The organism is Kitasatospora sp. NPDC088264 (genome assembly GCF_040685715.1).
In the GTDB taxonomy this organism is placed as follows: domain Bacteria; phylum Actinomycetota; class Actinomycetes; order Streptomycetales; family Streptomycetaceae; genus Kitasatospora.
In genome coordinates this window covers 269,285-289,187 of the sequence record NZ_JBFBIR010000002.1, presented here as the reverse complement: position 1 = coordinate 289,187, position 19,903 = coordinate 269,285, and the positions used below count along the sequence as shown (strand labels likewise).

Here is a 19,903-nt window from a genome sequence, read left to right as displayed (position 1 = left end):
GTTCCCCGCGGCTCCAGCAGGGGGTGGTGGATCAGGAGACTGTGGATCGGCGGGTCCGTCTCCGGCGGACCGACCCCACGAGGAAGAACACGAAGAACAAACCAGACAAGTCCTGCAACGGTAGTCAGCGAACAGAGCCGGATCAAGTCGTTGTCCACAGGCTGTGGGCGAAGGGGACTCCGGGCACCCTCTGGGGGGGCCGCTCGAAAAAGCTGGTTTGACCCTCGTGCCCCGTCCCGCGTACCGTAACCAGGTCGAGTTGTCGATGGCCGCTGCCGCATGTCCGCGGGTCCACCCGCTCCATAAGGCGCGCAGCACGGGCGCCGTGGATTGCCCTGAACCCCAGCCGAACTGGGGCGATGGGTCGGATTTCCGAATCAGGGGAGATCACGCGGACGCACGGTGACGGCCAAGCGATCCCCCGTCATCCTACGATTCACCTCAGGAGCCCCCGAGTGAGCAAGCGCACCTTCCAGCCGAACAACCGTCGTCGCGCGAAGACCCACGGCTTCCGGCTGCGTATGCGTACCCGCGCCGGCCGCGCCATCCTGGCTGCCCGCCGTGGCAAGGGCCGCACCAGCCTGTCCGCCTGATCCACGACAGAGTCTGTTGTGCTGCCCTCCGAGAATCGGCTGCGGCGGCGCCAGGACTTCGCGACCGCGGTGAAACGCGGTCGCCGGGCCGGCCGGCCCCTTCTGGTCGTCCATCTCAGCAGAGAAGGCGACCCCAAGGGGCAGACCGACCGGACCAGCGACTCCCGCCCGCACGTCGCCGAGGGGACTCCTTCGGCGCGTGCGGGTTTCGTCGTGAGCAAGGCCGTCGGCCCGGCGGTCGTTCGCAACCTGGTCAAGCGCCGGTTGCGGCACCTCGTTCGTGATCGTCTGTCCAGGCTGCCCGCCGGTAGCCTGATAGTGGTGCGTGCGCTGCCCCAGGCCGCGACCGCCTCGTACCAGGACCTCGAACGTGACCTGGACGCGGCGCTGAAACGGTTGCTGAAGGTGGAGTCCGCCACGACGGCGCCGACGGGAGCAGGACGATGAAGTTCCTGCTGATGGGTCTGATCAGGGTCTACCAGTGGACCATCAGCCCACTGCTCGGTCCGGTCTGCCGCTACTACCCCTCCTGCTCGCACTACGGCTACGAGGCCGTGAAGGTGCACGGGGCGGTCAAGGGCGGCGGACTGACCGTGTGGCGCATCCTGCGCTGCAATCCGTGGACGCCCGGCGGGGTCGATCACGTTCCGCCGCGTAAGCATCCGGTGTGGCACCGGCGGCTGCGAGACTGGCTGAGCAGCCGGTCCGCCACCGGACAGCCGGTGACCACGACCCCCGCCGGTCCGGACCCCGAGGGCCCGGCGACCATTGGCCCCGAGGGGCCAATCCACATGTCCAAGGAGCCTGACCGGTGACCTTCTCCTTCCTGAATCCCCTGTACACAGCGGTGTCCTGGATCATCGTCCAGTTCCACTCGCTGTACAGCAACATCTTCGACCCGGACGGTGGCTGGGCCTGGGGTCTGGCCATCGCCTCGATGGTGGTCGTCATCCGGATCTGCCTGATCCCGCTCTTCGTGAAGCAGATCAAGGCGACCCGGGCCATGCAGGCGATCCAGCCGAAGATGAAGGCCATCCAGGAGCGCTACAAGAACGACAAGCAGCGCCAGTCCGAAGAGATGATGAAGCTGTACAAGGAGGCGGGTACCAACCCGTTCTCCAGCTGCCTTCCCATCATCGTGCAGGCGCCGTTCTTCACCGCCCTCTACGGCGTGCTCGCCAAGGTCGCCAAGAGCGAGCCGATCGGCGTCATCCACGGCGACCTGCTGCTGAGCGCCGGCAAGGCGCACATCTTCGGTGCCCCGCTCTCCGCGACCTTCGTCAGCAGCCACGAGACCAGCGTCAAGATCGTCACCGCGGTGATGATCATCATGATGTCGCTGTCGCAGTTCATCACCCAGCGCCAGCTGATGACCAAGAACGTCGACCTCACGGTCAAGACGCCGTTCATGCAGCAGCAGAAGATGCTGATGTACGTCTTCCCGGTGATGTTCGCCGTGATGGGCATCAACTTCCCCGTCGGTGTCCTGGTCTACTGGCTGACCACCAACGTCTGGTCGATGGGCCAGCAGCTGATCGTCATCCACAACAACCCGACCCCGGGCAGCAAGGCGTGGGACGAGCGGCAGGTCCGTCTGAAGAAGGCCGGCCGGCTGAACCCGGACGGTTCGGAGATCAAGGGCGCGCTCTGGGGCCTGCTGCCCCCGTCCAAGTCGACCCTCGACGCCGCCTCGGCGGCGGCCGCCGTGGTCGAGGAGTCGGCGCAGGCGCGCCGCCAGCAGCCCCGCAAGCAGACCAAGGCGCAGCGCCAGCAGAGCGGTGCCGGTCAGCAGACCGCCGACCTGACCAAGGACACCGAGGCCCCGGCCGAGGAGCCCGCCGACACCGTCCCGGCCGACTCCGGTGCCAAGCCGGCGGCCGCCCAGCAGGGCCCGGCCAAGCCCGGCGCGGCCAAGCCGGGCACCGCTCGGCAGCAGCCCAAGCGTGGCGGCCAGCGGCCGAAGAAGAAGTCCTGACCGGCCCTGGACCCGTTGTGACAGCGCGCAGAGCTTCGTTCCCGGCCCACCAATCTGGGCCCATCTCCGAAGGAGTCCATCAGTGACGGAAGGCACCACCTCCGCCGTCGAGGCCGAGGCCGCCGCCAGCACCGACGAGATCGTCATCGCCCGACTGGAGCAGGAGGGCGACATCGCGGCGGACTACCTGGAGGGTCTGCTCGACATCGCCGACCTCGACGGTGACATCGACATGGACGTCGAGGGCGACCGCGCCCTGGTCTCCATCGTCGGTGAGGGCAACGACCGCGCGCTGCAGCGCCTGGTCGGCCAGGACGGCGAGGTGCTGGAGGCGCTGCAGGAGCTGACCCGGTTGGCTGTCCACCGGGAGACCGGGGAGCGCAGCCGCCTCATGCTGGACATTGCCGGCTTCCGGGCCCGCAAGCGTTCCGAGCTGGCCGCGCTCGGTGCCGAGGCCGCCGAGCAGGCGAAGAGCAGCGGCGAGCAGGTCAAGCTGCGGCCGATGACGCCCTTCGAGCGCAAGGTCGTCCACGACGCGGTCGCGGCCGCCGGTCTGCGCAGCGAGTCGGAGGGCGAGGAGCCCGAGCGGTGCGTGGTCGTGCTGCCGGTCTGAGGCCGGCGGTACGACGACCGGCCGCCGAGGCGGCCGGTGGGCTTCACCGGACGCGACCCCGTCCGCCTCGTGCGGGCGGGGTCGTCGTCCCTTCGCGGGGCGTGGGCCCGGCGCGAGATGTTTCACGTGAAACTGTGCGGAGAGCGGGTCGGTGGATCCGGGGATCGGAGAGGTCGAGATGGACACGGAGAACGCGGCCGCTGGCCGGCCGGGGGCGGACGACGTGAATCCGGCCGCTGCGGGGCCGGCCGCCGAGGCGGTCGAGGCGACCGAGGTGCCCGAGCTGGCCGAGGCCCCGGCCGTCGCCCGGGAGGTCTTCGGTGATCGTTTCGACGCCGCGGTCCGCTACACCGAGCTGCTGGCCACCGCGGGCGTGCGGCGCGGGCTGATCGGGCCGCGCGAGGTGCCCCGGCTCTGGGACCGGCACGTCCTCAACTGCGCGGTGCTCGCGGAGCTGCTGCCGGCCGGCTCCACCCTGTGCGACGTCGGCTCCGGTGCCGGCCTGCCGGGCATCCCGGTGGCGCTGGCCCGTCCGGACGTCTCGGTGACGCTGCTGGAGCCGCTGCTGCGGCGGACCACCTTCCTGGAGGAGGTCGTCCGGGAGCTGGGGCTGGAGAACGTCACGGTGCTGCGCGGCCGCGCCGAGGAGATGGTCGGCAAGCTCGCGGTGGACGTGGTGACCGCCCGGGCGGTGGCGCCGCTGGACCGGCTGGCCGGCTGGGGGATGCCGCTGCTCCGTCCGCACGGGCAGATGCTGGCGCTCAAGGGCGACAGCGCCGAGCAGGAGCTGGCCGACTCGCGGGCCGGGCTGACCAAGCTGGGTGCGGTCGAGTGGAGCGTGATCTCGGTCGGCGAGGGCACCCTGGAGACCTCGACCCGGGTGGTCCAGGTCAAGGCGGGGGAGAGCCCCGGCGGGGTGAAGGCCGCGACCCGGCGGGCGAAGGCGGCCCGGGCCGGACGGAACGCGGGCGCCCGGACCGGCGAGCGCAGCCGGGGCGGGCGGCGCCGCAGCCGCTGAGGCGGGTGACGCCGCAGCCGCTGAGGCGGGTGACGCCGGACACGCTCGACGACGGGCGGGTGGTTCCTCCTGAGGGGGGAGCCGCCCGCCCGTCGGCGTTCCGGTGGCCGTCGGGGTGACGGCCGGTCGACGGGAGGACACCGGAGTGTCGCAACGTCAGATTCCCGACATAGCGGGCATGGTGTTTCACGTGAAACGTCGCTCCTTGCTCTCGGGAATCCTCGGCCGCAGCCGGGCGGCGACTGTTGCCGCTCCGGTTTCACGTGAAACACTGACCCTCATGCAGGACTCGGAGACCATCGACCAGATCGATGACACGCCCATCGCGAGGGCTGCCCAGGCTGCGGTTCAGGCGATCGGCCGAGCGGGTGAGGGTCTTCCCCGCCCCGGCGCCACCCGGGTGATCGTGGTTGCCAACCAGAAGGGCGGGGTCGGCAAGACCACCACCACCGTCAACCTGGCCGCCTCGCTCGCCATGCACGGACTGCGCGTCCTGGTTGTCGACCTCGACCCGCAGGGCAACGCCTCCACCGCCCTCGGCATCGACCACCACGCCGAGGTGCCCTCCGTCTACGACGTCCTGGTCGAGGGCAAGCCGCTCGCCGACGTGGTGCAGCCGGTGGTGGACGTCGAGGGGCTGTTCTGCGTCCCCGCGACCATCGACCTGGCCGGCGCCGAGATCGAGCTGGTGTCGCTGGTGGCCCGGGAGAGCCGGCTCCAGCGCGCCATCGCCGCCTACGAGCAGCCGCTGGACTACGTCCTGATCGACTGTCCGCCCTCGCTGGGCCTGCTGACGGTCAACGCCCTGGTGGCCGGGCGGGAGGTGCTGATCCCGATCCAGTGCGAGTACTACGCGCTGGAGGGCCTGGGCCAGCTGCTGCGCAACGTCGAACTGGTGCGCGCGCACCTCAACCCCGCGCTGCACGTCTCGACCATCCTGCTCACCATGTACGACGCCCGGACGAGGCTGGCCGCCCAGGTCGCCGAGGAGGTCCGGACGCACTTCCCGCAGGAGGTGCTGAGCACCGCGATCCCGCGCTCGGTGCGCATCTCGGAGGCGCCCAGCTACGGTCAGACGGTCCTCACCTACGACCCGGGCTCGACCGGGGCGCTCTCCTACCTGGAGGCCGCCCGCGAGCTCGGGCTGCGCGCGGCGGGGACGGGCGGCGGCCCGCTCCTGGGGCAGCAGCGGCACGGCAGCGGTACGGGGCACGGAGCCCCGGTGGCACAGCACGGTACGACGGAGGGTCATCGGTGAGCGGTCGCAGGGGTTTGGGACGAGGGCTGGAGGCGCTGATCCGCCCCGCCGTGCCGGTGGACGGCGGGGCCGCGCCCGCACCGGCCCCGGTGGGGGCGACCGGCGCGACGTCCCCGACCTCGGTACCGACGCTGCCGACCGGCCGCGGCACGGTGGCGGCCCGGGCGGCCGCGGAGAAGCGGGCCGAGCAGGCGCAGCCGGCGCCGGCGGCCGGTGCCTTCTTCGCGGAGCTGCCGCTGGACGCGATCACGTCCAACCCGCGTCAGCCGCGTGAGGTCTTCGACGACGACAAGCTGGCCGAGCTGGTCGTCTCGATCAAGGAGGTCGGTCTGCTCCAGCCGATCGTGGTGCGCCAGGTCGCGCCCGATCGCTTCGAGCTGATCATGGGCGAGCGCCGCTGGCGCGCCTCCAAGGAGGCCGGGCTGAAGCAGATTCCGGCGATCGTCCGCGCCACCGAGGACGACAAGCTGCTGCTGGACGCCCTGCTGGAGAACTTGCACCGGGCCGAGCTGAACCCGTTGGAGGAGGCGGCCGCCTACGACCAGTTGCTGCGGGACTTCTCCTGCACCCACGACGAGCTGGCCGACCGGATCGGCCGCTCGCGTTCGCACGTCTCCAACACGCTGCGGCTGCTGAAGCTCTCGCCCACCGTGCAGAGCCGGGTCGCCGCCGGAGTGCTGACCGCCGGCCACGCCCGGGCGCTGCTCGGGGTGCCGGACGACGAGCGGCGGGAGCTGCTGGCCAAGCGGATCGTCGCGGAGGGCCTCTCGGTGCGGACCACCGAGGAGATCGTCGCGCTGATGGCCGAGGAGGAGGACCGGAAGCCGAAGCGCCAGGCGCCGAAGGCGGGCAAGCTGATCTCCCCGGCCTTCAACGATCTGGCGAGCCGGCTGTCGGACCGCTTCGACACCCGGGTCAAGGTCGAGGTGTCGCAGCGCGGCGGCAAGCTGGGCAAGGGCAAGGTGGTGCTGGAGTTCGGTTCGGTGGAGGACCTGAACCGGATCCTGGACAGCCTGGCCCCGGGCGAGGACGGTCTGCGGCTGTCGCAGGGCTGAGCCGGGCCGGGGACGACACCCGATGGGTGCATGTTCCGCGTGAGCACTGTTTCACGTGAAACATGCACCCGTCGGCGTCTGTGGGGGCATGCTCGACCGTGAAGTGGAGGAGGAGGTGCGGGGCATGGGACGCCGGATCGCTCCGCTGACCCTGGACAACCTCGCCGATCTGCCGACGACCTGCCGCTCCTGCGTGTTCTGGGAGCTGGACCCGGTCAGCGGGAAGGCGGCGGTGGAGTCCGGGAAGCCGGAGCTGGAGAAGGAGGGGTGGATCTCCGCGGTGCTGCTGGAGTGGGGGTCCTGCGGTCGGATCGTCTACGTGGACGACCAGCCGGCCGGCTTCGTGCTGTACGCGCCGCCCGCCTACGTCCCCCGGTCGCAGTCCTTCCCGACCAGTCCGGTCTCGCCGGACGCCGTCCAGCTGATGGTCAGCCGGGTGGTTCCGGGCTACCAGCGGCAGGGGCTCGGCCGGGTGCTGGTGCAGACCGTGGCCAAGGACCTGCTCGGGCGCGGGGTGCGGGCGATCGAGGCCTTCGGCTCGGCCGGTCCCGAGCCGGTCAGCTGCGTGCTGCCGGCCGACCACCTGCTCGCGGTCGGCTTCAAGACCGTCCGCTCGCATCACCGTTACCCGCGACTGCGGCTGGAGGCGCGCACCACGCTGTCCTGGCGGGGCGATGTGGAGGTGGCGCTGGAGCGGCTGCTCGGCGGGGCGCGCAAGGAGCCGGCGCTGCGGCCGTTCTGAGGCGGGTGGAAACGACGGCGGCGGGGCTCCCCGGTGTGGGGAGCCCCGCCGCCGTCGTACGGTCGACGACCGGTCGACCTAGATGAAGCCGTCCAGCTCGCGCAGCAGCGCGGCCTTCGGACGGGCACCGGTGATGGACTTCACCGGCTCGCCGCCCTTGTAGAGGATCAGGGTCGGGATCGAGATGACGCCGTACTGGGCGGCGGTCGCCTGGTTGGCGTCCACGTCCAGCTTGGCGATGGTCAGCTTGTCGCCGTGCTCGGACGCGATCTCGTCCAGGATCGGGGCGACCTGGCGGCACGGGCCGCACCAGGTGGCCCAGAAGTCGACGAGCACGGGCTTGTCGCTGTCCAGGACGTCGGCCTTGAACGTCGCGTCGGTGACGGTGGTGGTGGCGCCGGCCACGGGAACTCCTCGGGTTCGGACGGAGGGGGCTGCTGCCAGGTGAACAACGGGCGGGCCCGTTCTGTTTCGCCCTGGCCGGGGCGGGGGTGTTTCACGTGAAACGGGTGTCACACCCCCGCGGGGGTCGGTCGGTGGCGAGGGGGTCAGACCGCCACGGCGGCGGTGGCCTTGGCCTCCAGGTCGTCCAGGGCGGCGAGGTGGCGCTCGGCGTCCAGCGCGGCGGAGCAGCCGGTGCCGGAGGCCGTGATGGCCTGGCGGTAGGTGTGGTCCACGACGTCGCCGGCGCCGAACACGCCCGGGATGTTGGTCCGGGTCGAGGGCGCCTCGACCTTGAGGTAGCCCTCCGCGTCGAGGTCCAGCTGGCCCTTGAACAGGTCGGTGCGCGGGTCGTGGCCGATCGCGATGAACAGGCCGGTGACGGCCAGCTCGCGGGTCTCGCCGGTGGTGGTGTCGCGCAGGGTGACGCCGCTCAGCTTCGGGTCGCCGTGGATGGCCTCGACCGCGCTGTCCCACTCGAAGCGGATCTTCTCGTCGGCGAAGGCGCGCTCCTGCATCGCCTTGGAGGCGCGCAGGCTGTCCCGGCGGTGGATGATCGTGACGCTCTTGGCGAAGCGGGAGAGGAAGGTCGCCTCCTCCAGGGCGGTGTCGCCGCCGCCGACCACCGCGATGTCCTGGTCGCGGAAGAAGAAGCCGTCGCAGGTGGCGCACCAGGAGACACCGCGACCGGAGAGCTTGTCCTCGTTCGGCAGGCCGAGCTTGCGGTGCTGGGAGCCGGTGGTGACGATCACGGCGCGCGCCCGGTGCACGTTGCCCTCGGAGTCGGTGACGGTCTTGATGTCACCGGTGAGGTCGACCGAGACGATGTCGTCCGGGATCAGCTCGGCGCCGAAGCGCTCGGCCTGCGCCCGCATGTTGTCCATCAGCTCGGGGCCCATGATGCCGTCCCGGAAGCCCGGGAAGTTCTCGACCTCGGTGGTGTTCATCAGGGCGCCGCCGGCGGTGACGGCCCCCTCGAACACCAGCGGCTTGAGGGAGGCCCGCGCCGTGTAGAGCGCGGCCGTGTAGCCGGCCGGGCCGGAACCGATGATGATCACGTTACGGACGTCGCTCACTGCATCTCCTGGTTCGCATCGCGACCCGCGCTAGGTGCGGGGAGGGCGGTTCTGCTCCGCCGCCCGGGACAACGACTGACCAGTGTCTCGCATTCCCAGGCGGATCAGTACCAGGCGGCCGCACTGTGGGAGCGGCGCGGCGCCCCGCTCGTCGATCGCATGGGAACGGGGCCCCGATCCCCGGGACCTCCGATCCCCGGGACGTCAACGGGTGGGGACGGTGCGCTGCAGCACGACCGGGCCGCAGCCGGGGGAGCGCAGGTAGACGTCCGCGAACCCGGGCCGGCCGGGCGCCGGGTAGACCAGGACCTCGACCGGGGCGCCCGCGTAGCTGCCGTGGTCGGTGGCGAGCGGCACGCCCTCGGCGGGGGCCGGGCAGGACGGCGGGGAGGCCTGGGCGGTGAGCTCCTGGCGGCCGTCGGCGGGCATCGCGGCGGAGGGCTTGGCGGGCCCGGTCGGGCGCAGTCCGGGGGCGGTGCCCGACCGGGCCAGCAGCTGCTGGATCTGGGTGGCGAGCTGATCGTCCTGGTAGGTCGGGCCGGCTCCCGCGGCGTGGTCGGCGCGGGAGCTCTGCGCCGTGCCGGGGCTCGCGCCGGTGCCGAGGGAGGCGGAGGCGGGGGCGCCGGCGGACAGGGCCGGGTGCTGGTCGTCCTGGCCGGCCGGGTGCAGCAGCAGGGCTGCGCCGAGGGCGATCGCGGCCAGGGCGGCGGCCGCGCCGAGCAGCAGGCCGGCGCGCCGCCGCCGGGGGCGGGGGCGGGGCCGGCCCGGGCCGGTGGGCGCGGCGGGCCGGGAAGGGGGTGCGGCGGGCGCCGCGGCGGCCCGGGCGGCCGGGGCAGGGACGGCGGCCCGGGAGGCTCCGAGGGGGGCGTTCTCGGCCTCCTCCGCCGCTGCGGAGGCGGCGGCCGAGGCGAGGGCGGCGTCCAGCCGGGCGGCGACGTCGGCGGGCATCGGCGGGGCTTCGACGGCGCCGAGCAGTGCCTGGACCTCACCGAGTGCGTCGGCGGTCTCGCGGCACTCGGCGCAGTCGTCCAGGTGCCGACGCAGCGTCCGGGCGGCGTCGGCGGACTCGACCAGCCCCTCGGCGAGGTCGGCGAGCTCCTCGACGGAGGGGTGGTCCTCGGCGGGGCCGGGGGAGGAGAGGTGGGCCGTCATCGCGTGCTCGCGTCTCCTTCCAGAACCGTCCGACCGGTGTTCGGGCCTGCCCCTGTGACGGTGCCGGTGCCCGTCGGGTTCCCCGGCGCGTTCCGCCGAGGTGGCGGGGCCGTGCCGGGGGCGTTCGGTGTTTCACGTGAAACATCCGGCCCGCCGCCGCTCTCGCGCAGGTGGCGGACCAGCGGGAGCAGCCGGGCCCGGCCCCGGGCGCAGCGGCTCTTCACCGTGCCCACCGGGACGCCCAGCAGCTCGGCGGCCTCGGCGACGGGGTAGCCCTGCATGTCGACCAGGACCAGCGCGGCCCGCTGCTCGGCGGGCAGCTCGGCGAGCGCGGCGGCCAGCTCGCGCTGCACCTCGGCCCGGACCACCGGGGAGTCGGCCGGTTCCGCGGCGCCGACCAGGGTGTCCAGGCGCCGCGGGTCCTCGTCGAGCGGGGTGGTGCGGCGGGTGGCGCTGCGCCGGGCGCGGTCCAGACAGGCGTTGACCACGATCCGGTGCAGCCAGGTGGTGACCGCCGAGCGGCCCTGGAAGCCGGGGGCGGCGCGGAAGGCGGAGACCAGGGCGTCCTGGAGGGCGTCGGCGGCCTCCTCGCGGTCGCCCAGGGTGCGCAGGGCGACCGCCCAGAGCCGGTCGCGGTGGCGGTTCACCAGGAGGCCGAAGGCGTCCGGGTCGCCGGCGACGTGCCGGGCGAGCAGCGCCGCGTCGTCCTCCGCCACCGTCACCCCTCGCCCCCCTCGCCGTCGTTCCGCAGGCCGGACCTCCGGTCAGCCGGAGACCTTGACCTCGGCGACCTGCCCGCGGAACTTGCCATCCGTATCCTTCGGCAGGCTGGTCAGCCAGATCAAGAGGAAGCGGGTGTTCGTCGGGGCGTTGAGAGCGAAGTCGACGCTGCTGCCGCTCTTCTTCCCCACGGTCGTGAAGGAGGTCAGCGGCGCCTTCTGCGGGTTGTCCGCCGCCTGGCCGTTCGGGATCCGCAGCTCGGCCGTGGTGGTGCCGACGAACTGGACGCTCACCGAGCTGACGGCGTGCGGCGAGCCGAGGTCGATCAGCAGACCGGTGCCCTCCTTGTAGCCGCCCGGGACGAACTGGTCGTCGTAGCCGAAGGTCGGCCAGCTCGTGCTGGGGTCGCCGTCGATGGCCTTGGGGAGGGCCCAGGCGGATTCCGCCGAGTCGCCCTTCGGGTTGTACGAGAGGGCGGCCTTGGGCGCGATCGGCGTCGGATTGTGGGTGCTGGCCTGCGGGGTCGGCGCGTCGCTGGTGGCCGAGGCCCGCGGGGGGGTGCCCGGTCCGGTGTTGCGCAGGTTGTCCACGAACTGCCAGGAGGCGACGCCGATGGCGCCCAGGGCGACCGTCCAGGCCGTCGCCTTGACGACTCGGCGCAGCCGCCGCCGGGTGCGCCGGTTCGAGGTCGGCCGGGACGAGGCGGGCAGCGGGGCGACGGCCGGGTCGGCCACCCGGGTCGGGTTGGGCGCGGTCGGCAGTGCGTGGGTGTTGTGCCGGGGCGGGGCCGGGAAGGCGGGCAGCTCCGGTTCGGGCTGGCGGATCCGGGGCATCTGCGCGATCGCCCGGGTCAGCTCCTCCGGGGTGGTGATCGGCTCGGCGTGGTGCGGCGGGTGGTCGAACAGGGCCCGCGCGGCCAGCTCGGACAGGCCCTTGTGGACGCCCGCGCGGACCTGGTCCGGCGCGGCGTTCTGGAGGCCCTTGGGCAGGCCCTGGAGGTCGTAGCGGTCCTCCGGGTAGGGCCAGCGGTGGGTGAGCGCGGCGAACAGCAGGGCGCCGATCGCGCGGGTGTCGGTGCGCTCGGAGCCGTCGGTGCCGTCCTCGTCGGGCAGCCCGCGCAGGGCGGCGTCCACCGCGATGCCGTTGATCCGGTACTGGCCGCTGTCGGTGCGCAGCACGCAGCGCGGGGTGAGCCGCAGGTGGGCCTGGCCGCGCCGGTGGGCGGCGGCGACCGCGTCGGTCACCTGGCGGACCATCTGGTACGCCTCGTGCGGCTCCATCGGGCCGTCGGCGAGCAGCTTGGCGAGGTCGGAGGCGTGCGGCAGCCACTCCCGCACGACGTAGACCAGCTCGCCCTCCTGGACGGCGTCCAGGACCTGGACGAAGCGCGGGTCGCCGAGCAGGGCGGCGGACTTCGCGGCGGCGAGCACCTTGCGGGCGCGCTGGTGGCCGGAGGCCATCAGGTGGACGCCGACGGCCCGGCGCAGCTTCTCGTCGACCGCGCGCCAGCTGCTGAAGGTCTCGGTCTGGGAGATGCACTCCTCCAGCCGGTACCGGTGGCCGATCATGTCGCCGCTGTGCCGCAGCGGGGCGGGGAGGGTGCGGGGCAGGGTGGCGGTGTCGCGCGGGTCGACGGTGGGCTGCGGGTCGGTGGGGCGGCGCTTGGCGGCCGCGGGCTCCGGGGCGGCGGGCTTGCGCCGGGCGGTGCCCGCGGCCAGCTCGGCGGCGATCTCGTGGGCCGAGAGCGGAGCGGTGATCTCCGAGGTCTCCTCGCCGTGGGGGGTGTCCTGGCCGGCGTCGGAGGCGTCGGTGCCCGCGTCGGCGGCCACCGGGGTGTCCGGGGCGGCGCCCCGGTCCTCGGGCGCGTCCTCGGACGGGTCCTTGGAGGAGGTGTCGGCGGCGCCCGCCGGGGCGGCCTTCCCCGCCGTGAGCTCGTCGATCGCCGCGGCCAGTGCGGCCTCGTCCGCCGCCGCGTCAGCTGCTGACGTGTCGACGACCGCCTTGGTGCCATCAGCCACCGTGGTCCTGCCTCCCCTTGTGTCGCCCCGGCTTGAGAGAGTCGCTGGAGCCCGCGGGTTGGCGGCCACGTGCTCCAGGACAATTGTGCCCACTCTTCTCCACCGAGTACGACCGCTGAGGGGCGCGCTCGGTTGCGTGCTGGTGGAGAGATGTGGTGCAGATCCGACACCGGGCCGCCATCTCGCGGCCCGGGCGGAGCCGGGCGCGGGCGGCGGCCCGGCACCCGGCCGGACGGGCGGAGGAGCCGGTGGCTCCCGTTGACACCCGGTCAGGGCGCCCGCTCGTCCGGTCGGTCGGTGTGGTGGATCAGCGGCCCAGCCGGCCGCGCACCATGCCGAGCATGGCGTTGAGCTCCTCGATCCGCAGGCGCTTCGCGATCAGCACGAACACGGCCAGCTGGAGGCCGCCGCCCGCGACGAGGGACAGCACGCTGCCCATCCAGCCGTCGAGCACCTGCTGGACCGCCAGGCTGACGCCGAGGCCGACCAGCGCGGACGGCACGCCGGCGGTGGCCAGCCGGCTGTACGTCTTGCCGATCCGCTTGCTGTCCAGCCCGCCGATCTTCTTCTTCAGCTTCGGCAGTGCGACCGCCACCCCGACGGCGTAGGCCAGACCATAGCCGAAGGACATCCCGATCACGGCCCACTGGGCGGGCAGCGTGAACCAGCAGAGCACCGAGAACCCGGCCTGGCAGACCGCGACCCAGACGGTGTTGGAGAACGGCGTCCGGGTGTCCTCGTAGGCGTAGAAGCCGCGCAGCATCACGTACTGGGCCGAGTACGGGATCAGCCCGAGCGCGAAGGCCGACAGCATCAGGCCGACGTTGGTGGCGTTGTCCAGGGCCCGGTCACCGCCGCCGATCCCGTAGATCGAGCGGGCGATCACCGGGCCGAGCGACAGGAACAGGAAGGCGCCCGGGACGACCGCCACCGCGGTGGTGCGCAGCCCGTACGACAGGTCGTCGCGGACGGCGCCGGCGTCCTCGTCGGCCGCCGCCCGGGAGAGCCGGGGGAGCACCGCGCTCATGATCGAGACGGTGATCACGGCCTGCGGGAGCTGCCAGATCAGCAGGGCGTTGGAGAACGCCGCGAGGCCGACGCCCTCGTGGCCGCCCTTCTCGGCGGCGCTGCCGGCGGCGGTGGCCAGCTGGGTGATGACCAGGTAGCCGGCCTGGTTGGCGAGCACGAAGAAGAAGGTCCACTTGGCCAGCCGGGCGGCCTTGCCCAGGCCGTGGCCGCGCCAGTCGAAGCGCGGCCGGTAGCGGAAGCCGGCCGACCGCAGGTACGGGATCATCGCCAGCGACTGGACGACCAGGCCGAGCAGGGTGCCGAGGCCGAGCAGCCGGACGCCCTCGGGCGAGATGCCCTCGGGGGTCACCTGAGTGCCGCTGTAGCCGCCGAACACCCAGATGTAGGCGCCGAAGGTGAAGATCACCACGATGTTGTTGAGGACCGGGGTCCACATCATGGCGCCGAACCGGCCGCGGGCGTTGAGGATCTGCCCCATCACCACGTGGACGCCCATGAAGAAGATGGTCGGCAGGCAGTACCGGGCCAGCGCGACCGTGGTCTCGGCGCGGTCCGCGTTCTCCATCATCGAGTGCGAGATCAGCTGCACCAGCAGCGGTGCCCCGAGCACCGCGAGGAACACCACGCCACCGAGCCCGACCATCACCAGGGTGAGCAGCCGGCTGGCGTACGCGGTGCCGCCGTCCTCGTCGTTCTTCATGCTGCGCACCAGCTGCGGCACGAAGACGGCGTTCAGCGCGCCGCCGCCGATCAGGATGTACAGCAGGGTCGGCAGGGTGTACGCGGCGTTGTACGAGTCGCCCATGACGGCGACGCCGATGGCCGCGGTGATCACCATGGTCCGGACGAAGCCGGTGCCGCGGGAGACCAGCGTGCCCGCCGCCATGATCGCGCTGGAGTTCAGCAGGCTCGCGACCTTGCCGCCGCCGGCCGCCGGGGCGGGCTCGGCCGCGGGCGCCAGCTGTGCGGCGCGCTCCTCGGCGACGAGGTCCGCCAGCGGCTCCACCGCTGGCGGCACCGCCACGGCGGCCACCTGCATGGTGGCCTCGTCCTCGGAGAGCGGCGGGTCGAACTCGATCGGGGGGACGAAGGGGCGGTGCCCGTCCGGGCCGGCGTACTGCTGCTGCCCCTGGTAGCCGCCCATCGGAGGGTACGGCGCGGGGGCGACCGGCGGCACGGCGGCGGCGGGGGGCGGGGGCGCGACCGGCGGTGCCGCCGGGTGCGCCGGGGCGGGCGGGGGCACCGGCGGCTGGGCCGCGGCCTGCGCCTGGTGGCCGCCGAACAGCGCGTCCACCCCGACGTACTCGGTGGTCTCGCTGTCCCAGGTCGAGTGCGCCGGGCCCGGCTCCCACTGCGGCCGGGGCTGCTCAGGGCCACCCCACTGGCCGCCGCCGGCCGGAGCCGGGGCCTCCTGCCAGGCGGCCTGCACCGGGGTGTCCCAGCCGGGCTGCACGGGCGGCACCGGGGTGTCCCAGCCGGGCTGCACGGGCGGCACCGGGGCCGCGAACGGCGTCGGCGCCGAGTACTGCGCCGGCGGCACCGGCGTCGGGTAGCCGCCGCCCTGCGGCGGCAGCTGCGGCGGCACGTCGTACGCGGTGGCCGGCGGCTGAGGCGCCGCGGGCCGGTCGGCCCGCAGACCGTACGGGTCCTGGCCGGCCTGCGGGTTCCCGTACGCGTCGGCCGCGTACGGGTCCTGGGCGTAGGTGTCGGCCACGTACCAGTCGCCGGACGGCGACTCGGCGCCCGGCCGGTTCTCACCGCGGCCCGGCGGCCGCTCCTCGCTGCGCCCGGTCATGTCACCTCTTCGCTGTCGTGGGGGAGGCCGGCCCGGCGTTGCGGGGGGTCGGCGGTATCAAGGACCAACCTTCTCATCACTGGCGGTCCGATCCCGGCCATCCGCGTTGCTGCCGCGCGGTGTCTGCGCGGGGCCGGCCTCGGCGGATCCGCCGTCGGAGCCGTCTTCGGGGCCGTTCCCGGCGGGTTCGCCGGCACCGCCCCCGGCCTCGCCGTCGGGCTTCTCCCCGCTCGCGTCCCCGCCCGCGTCCTGCGCCCCGTCCCGGGCCCCGTCCGCCGCCGGGGCCGGTGCGCCGCCCGCCGCCGGGCCGTCGACCGGCTGGTCGCCGTCGGCGTGCGGCTGCCCGGCCCGCCGCTTGCGCTGGCGCACGAAGCGCAGCGCGGCCAGCAGCAGCAGGGCGGCGGCGGCCGCGAAGACGTACAGCACGCCGTTGGTCACCGAGGTGACCTCCACCGTGAACTGCTGCGGTTCGCCGTACTTCTGCGGGTTGGGGCCGGTGGTCCAGAGCTGGGCGGTCATGGTGACCGGGCCGTTGTTGCGCGCCTCGGCCTGGAACCGGAGGGTGGCGCTCTGGGCGGCGGGGATGACCAGTTCCTCCTCCTTGCCCACCCGCAGCCGGTTCGGCTGGGTCGAGGTGAGCACCAGCTTGAGGTTGGTGACGGTCTGGGTGAGGTCGTTGCGGACGCTGACCGGCACCAGGCCGGTGTCGCCGGCGAGGGTGACCACGTTCTTCTTCGTCACCCGGACGGCCCCGGTCAGTTCGTCCAGGTACTTGGCGACGTCCTCGCGGTAGGTGCTGCCGACCGCCGTGTTGGTGCGCCACTCGGTGGACAGCGAGCGGACCATCGCGGCGCTGAACGGGCCGCGCACCCGCTGCGGCAGGGTGAGCACCCGCATCAGCGTGTCCAGGTTCTGCTGGATCTCGTCGGTGCTGCTCAGCTCGGCCGCGGACAGCTCCGAGGCGCGGGCCTGGGCCGGGTAGTCGGCGGCTGCCGGGACGGTGGTGTTGGCCTTCGGGTCGGGCGCGGCCTGGGCCAGGGCGTCCAGCTTGACCGGGGCGAGCCACTTGTTGTCGGAGGCCGTCTGCAGGGCGTCCGCCAGCACCTTGGCGGTGCTCGCGGTCAGGTCGCGCGGCGGCATCACCAGCAGGCCGCGCTGGTTCTGCGGCTGCTCGTGGGTGATCGTGTAGGTCTCGGCGAGGAAGCGCTGGTTCGCCCTGGACTGCGCCTGCGGGGAGGCGAGGTCGGTCTGGAACAGCGAGGAGACGGTCTCGTCGGCGACCACCGCGTTCTGCCCGTTGCCGATCGGGCGCACCGCGGTCGGGGTGTAGTTCATCGCGTCCGGCTCCGGCATGCTCGCGCCGTTGACCAGGACCAGGCCGTTGCCGGCCTGCTGGGCGACGCCGGCGATCTGCTGGTCCAGGTAGCCCTGGTACGGCCAGGCCACGTCCGAGCGGGTGTCGACGGACAGCCGGCCCTCGACGGTGAGCCGGCCGGCGGTGGCCGCCTTGCCCAGGGCGGTGCCCATCCCGGTCAGGTCGGCGCCGTTGTGCGCGATCGAGGCGAGGTCCGGGTCGGCGTAGGGCAGCGACACCACCTGGCCGCCCGGCTTGGCGACGGCGGTCCGCAGCTTGTCCAGCCAGGCCGCGGCGGCGGCCTGGCCGGTGCCGGGGACGGTGTTGTCGTCCTTGGCCGGCTTGCCGACGACGTCCTGGCCCGGCTTCTGCACCCGGTACTGCTTGGTCATCGCGAACGCGGTGTCCAGCAGGTCCGGGTCGACCACCCAGGTCAGCCCGGTCATCTTGGCCCCGGTGTCCACCAGCTCGTACAGCCGGCCGCCCGGGGAGAACTCGGCGGTCAGGCTGTCGTCGCGCAGGACGGGGACGGGCTGGTCGTTGTCGGAGTAGGTCTGCGCGGCCAGCACCGGCGCGTGCACCAGCGGCCAGAGCGTGGTGACCTTGCTGGGCTGCGCCTCGGCGCCGCCCGGGTTGTACGGCAGGAAGGTCCGGGCGATGCCCAGCGGCCGGTCGCGCTGGTTGTCGGCGGTCGAGCCCCAGGCGTCCACCGCGAGCTCGTAGACGCCGCTGTCGGACAGTCCGAGGTCGCTCACCGAGACGCTCAGGGTGTAGGGCTGGTTCTGGCCCGGGCCCAGCTCCGGCAGGGCGTACTGCGGGCTGTCCAGCTCCACGCCGTCGGAGTTGCTCGGGCCGCTGCGGGTGGTCACCAGGGACAGGTCGCTGCGCCGCTGCAGCGGTTTGCTGGACAGCGGCTTGCGGACGGCCGCGTGGGCGTTCTTGACCGCCGCCTTGCCGGTGTTGGTGACGTGCCCGGTGATCTTCACGATGCCGTTCGGGCTGGCCACCTGCGGTGCCACCGTCTCGATGGTCATCTCCACCGGGTACTCGGCCGAGACGCCGTTGTCGGCGGTCGGCCGGATGCCGCCCCCGGCGGGTAGCGCCGCGGCCGGGGCGACCGCCGAGAACAGGGCCAGGGCGGCCCCGCAGACGGCGGCGAGGCGGCGGGCGCGGCGGGCCGCCCGCCCCGCGCGCCGCCCCGTACCGTGCCCTTCGACGGGGCGTTCGGTCCTTCCGGGCCGTCGGTCCGCCCCCAGGCCCGAGTGCCGTGCCGGCTCACTCACTCGTTCCGCCCTCGCCGTTCTCGATCGCTCGCTGCTGATGCTGTTCGCTTGACGTTCTTCGCTTGACGCTGTTCGCCGCGCTGGTGCCGCGGGAGCTCCGCCGTCCACGGCGGCACGCGACACCGCATCCCCTGTCCGGTGCCCGAGACTCGTCCACCGGCATGGTAACGATGCAGCCCGTGGTGCAGTGTTGCGGGCCTTGGGGTGAGACGCCCAAAACGCGCGGGCGGTTGACCTGCCGGGCCACGTACTCTTGTGAGCCGTGTCCACTGCCAATGAGTCCACCGCGCACCTCGACCGTTCCAGCACCGCCGTCCAGGCCGTCCCAGGCCTGAGCGAGGCCCAGACCCTGGGGCTGCAAGAGCTGCTGCGGGTGTCGCCGGTGGCCGACGAGATCGCCCGTCGGTTCGAGGCGGCCGGCCACCGGCTGGCCCTGGTCGGCGGCTCGGTGCGGGACGCCCTGCTCGGCAGGCTCGGCAACGACCTGGACTTCACCACCGACGCCCGCCCGCAGCAGGTGCTCAGGCTGGTCAAGGGCTGGGCGGACGCGGTCTGGGACGTCGGCATCGCGTTCGGCACGGTCGGCGCCCGCAAGGACACCCCCGAGGGCTCCTTCCTGATCGAGATCACCACCTACCGCTCCGAGGCGTACGACCGGACTTCCCGCAAGCCCGAGGTCACCTACGGCGACACCATCGAGCAGGACCTGGTCCGCCGGGACTTCACCGTCAACGCGATGGCCGTCGACCTGCCCGGCCGCGGCTTCATCGACCCGCACCACGGCCTGGAGGACCTGGAGGCCCGGGTGCTGCGCACCCCCGCGACCCCCGAGGAGTCCTTCTCCGACGACCCGCTGCGGATGATGCGCGCCGCCCGCTTCGCCGCCCAGCTCGACTTCGAGCCGGCCCCCGAGGTCGTCGCCGCGATGACCGCGATGGCCGAGCGGATCACCATCGTGTCCGCCGAACGCGTCCAGGCCGAGCTGAACAAGCTGCTGCTGGCCAAGCACCCGGTGAAGGGCCTGCGGCTGCTGGTCGACACCGGCCTGGCCGACCACGTGCTGCCCGAGCTGCCCGCACTGCGGCTGGAGCGGGACGAGCACCACCGGCACAAGGACGTCTACGAGCACTCGCTGACCGTCCTGGAACAGGCCGTCGACCTGGAGCAGGACGGCCCGGACCTCACCCTGCGGCTGGCCGCGCTGCTGCACGACATCGGCAAGCCGCGCACCCGCCGCTTCGAGTCGGACGGCCGGGTCTCCTTCCACCACCACGAGGTGGTCGGCGCCAAGATGACCCGCAAGCGGATGCGCGAGCTCAAGTACTCCAAGGAGCTCACCGAGGACGTCTCGCACCTGGTCGAACTGCACCTGCGCTTCCACGGCTACGGCGGCGGCGAGTGGACGGACTCCGCGGTGCGCCGCTACGTCACCGACGCCGGACCGCTGCTGGAGCGCCTGCACAAGCTCACCCGCTCCGACTGCACCACCCGCAACCGCAAGAAGGCGGCGGCGCTGTCGCGCACCTACGACGGCCTGGAGCAGCGGATCACCGAGCTGAAGGCCCAGGAGGAGCTGGACGCCGTCCGCCCGGCGCTGGACGGCAACCAGATCATGGAGCTGCTCGGGCTCAAGCCCGGCCCGCAGGTCGGCAAGGCGTACAAGCACATGCTCGAACTCCGGCTGGAGCACGGCCCGCTGGAGCACGACGAGGCGGTGGCCGCGCTGCGGGCCTGGTGGGCCGAGCAGCAGGGCTGAGCGACGCTGCGAGGGGTGGTCCCGG

Annotated in this window: 17 protein-coding genes; 10 read left to right on the top strand and 7 right to left on the bottom strand. The window is 73.1% G+C overall.

Features of this window, described 5'->3' with window-relative positions; all coding sequences use genetic code 11:
* Nucleotides 1-455 precede the first annotated feature (455 nt).
* From rpmH to AB0O82_RS03195, 9 genes are all read left to right on the top strand, one after another.
* Nucleotides 456-593, top strand: coding sequence for a 50S ribosomal protein L34 (rpmH, locus tag AB0O82_RS03235; protein WP_030392420.1), 138 nt, complete (start codon nucleotides 456-458; stop codon nucleotides 591-593).
* Between the two features lie 18 nt (nucleotides 594-611).
* Nucleotides 612-1,040 (top strand): ribonuclease P protein component, encoded by a 429-nt coding sequence (gene rnpA, locus AB0O82_RS03230; protein ID WP_350876735.1) that lies wholly within the window; start codon nucleotides 612-614, stop codon nucleotides 1,038-1,040.
* Complete coding sequence (gene yidD, locus AB0O82_RS03225) at nucleotides 1,037-1,408, top strand: membrane protein insertion efficiency factor YidD (protein ID WP_063348465.1); 372 nt, start codon at nucleotides 1,037-1,039, stop codon at nucleotides 1,406-1,408. Before rnpA ends, yidD begins: the two co-directional genes overlap by 4 nt.
* Nucleotides 1,405-2,568 carry a membrane protein insertase YidC gene (yidC, locus tag AB0O82_RS03220; protein ID WP_363579875.1) on the top strand — a complete coding sequence of 388 codons (1,164 nt, stop codon included), beginning with the start codon at nucleotides 1,405-1,407 and terminating at the stop codon, nucleotides 2,566-2,568. Before yidD ends, yidC begins: the two co-directional genes overlap by 4 nt.
* Before the next feature lie 82 nt (nucleotides 2,569-2,650).
* Nucleotides 2,651-3,181, top strand: coding sequence for a R3H domain-containing nucleic acid-binding protein (locus tag AB0O82_RS03215; protein WP_363579874.1), 531 nt, complete (start codon nucleotides 2,651-2,653; stop codon nucleotides 3,179-3,181).
* Nucleotides 3,182-3,359: 178 nt separating this feature from the next.
* Nucleotides 3,360-4,199 carry a 16S rRNA (guanine(527)-N(7))-methyltransferase RsmG gene (rsmG, locus tag AB0O82_RS03210; RefSeq protein ID WP_363579873.1) on the top strand — a complete coding sequence of 280 codons (840 nt, stop codon included), beginning with the start codon at nucleotides 3,360-3,362 and terminating at the stop codon, nucleotides 4,197-4,199.
* A gap of 307 nt (nucleotides 4,200-4,506) precedes the next feature.
* Nucleotides 4,507-5,457, top strand: a complete 951-nt coding sequence (locus AB0O82_RS03205; protein WP_350876943.1) for a ParA family protein — start codon at nucleotides 4,507-4,509, stop codon at nucleotides 5,455-5,457.
* Entirely contained in the window at nucleotides 5,454-6,512 is a 1,059-nt protein-coding gene (locus tag AB0O82_RS03200; RefSeq protein ID WP_363579872.1) for a ParB/RepB/Spo0J family partition protein, read from the top strand. The genes AB0O82_RS03205 and AB0O82_RS03200 overlap by 4 nt, the downstream gene beginning before the upstream one ends.
* Nucleotides 6,513-6,636: 124 nt before the next feature.
* Nucleotides 6,637-7,254 (top strand): GNAT family N-acetyltransferase, encoded by a 618-nt coding sequence (locus AB0O82_RS03195; RefSeq protein WP_350876727.1) that lies wholly within the window; start codon nucleotides 6,637-6,639, stop codon nucleotides 7,252-7,254.
* A gap of 78 nt (nucleotides 7,255-7,332) precedes the next feature.
* On the opposite strand, the gene trxA is transcribed toward AB0O82_RS03195, so the two are convergent.
* From trxA to AB0O82_RS03160, 7 genes are all read right to left on the bottom strand, one after another.
* The gene (trxA, locus tag AB0O82_RS03190; RefSeq protein WP_363579871.1) at nucleotides 7,333-7,659 is read right to left on the bottom strand and encodes a thioredoxin; all 327 of its coding nucleotides are present in this window, start codon (nucleotides 7,657-7,659) and stop codon (nucleotides 7,333-7,335) included.
* 143 nt (nucleotides 7,660-7,802) lie between these two features.
* Nucleotides 7,803-8,771: a thioredoxin-disulfide reductase gene (trxB, locus tag AB0O82_RS03185; RefSeq protein WP_363579870.1), complete on the bottom strand. Its 969-nt coding sequence runs from the start codon at nucleotides 8,769-8,771 to the stop codon at nucleotides 7,803-7,805.
* A 204-nt stretch (nucleotides 8,772-8,975) separates the two neighbouring features.
* A complete protein-coding gene (locus AB0O82_RS03180; protein ID WP_363579869.1) occupies nucleotides 8,976-9,923 on the bottom strand; it encodes a hypothetical protein in 948 nt (315 codons plus the stop codon).
* The gene (gene sigM, locus AB0O82_RS03175) at nucleotides 9,920-10,645 is read right to left on the bottom strand and encodes an RNA polymerase sigma factor SigM (RefSeq protein ID WP_363579868.1); all 726 of its coding nucleotides are present in this window, start codon (nucleotides 10,643-10,645) and stop codon (nucleotides 9,920-9,922) included. The genes AB0O82_RS03180 and sigM overlap by 4 nt, the downstream gene beginning before the upstream one ends.
* A gap of 42 nt (nucleotides 10,646-10,687) precedes the next feature.
* Nucleotides 10,688-12,661 carry a serine/threonine protein kinase gene (locus AB0O82_RS03170; protein WP_363579867.1) on the bottom strand — a complete coding sequence of 658 codons (1,974 nt, stop codon included), beginning with the start codon at nucleotides 12,659-12,661 and terminating at the stop codon, nucleotides 10,688-10,690.
* Nucleotides 12,662-12,968: 307 nt separating this feature from the next.
* Nucleotides 12,969-15,485 carry a murein biosynthesis integral membrane protein MurJ gene (murJ, locus tag AB0O82_RS03165; RefSeq protein WP_363579866.1) on the bottom strand — a complete coding sequence of 839 codons (2,517 nt, stop codon included), beginning with the start codon at nucleotides 15,483-15,485 and terminating at the stop codon, nucleotides 12,969-12,971.
* A gap of 57 nt (nucleotides 15,486-15,542) precedes the next feature.
* Nucleotides 15,543-18,122, bottom strand: a complete 2,580-nt coding sequence (locus AB0O82_RS03160) for a DUF6049 family protein (RefSeq protein WP_363579865.1) — start codon at nucleotides 18,120-18,122, stop codon at nucleotides 15,543-15,545.
* 331 nt (nucleotides 18,123-18,453) lie between these two features.
* Between AB0O82_RS03160 and AB0O82_RS03155 the strand changes: the two genes are divergently transcribed.
* Nucleotides 18,454-19,878 (top strand): CCA tRNA nucleotidyltransferase, encoded by a 1,425-nt coding sequence (locus AB0O82_RS03155; protein WP_363579933.1) that lies wholly within the window; start codon nucleotides 18,454-18,456, stop codon nucleotides 19,876-19,878.
* Nucleotides 19,879-19,903 lie beyond the last annotated feature (25 nt).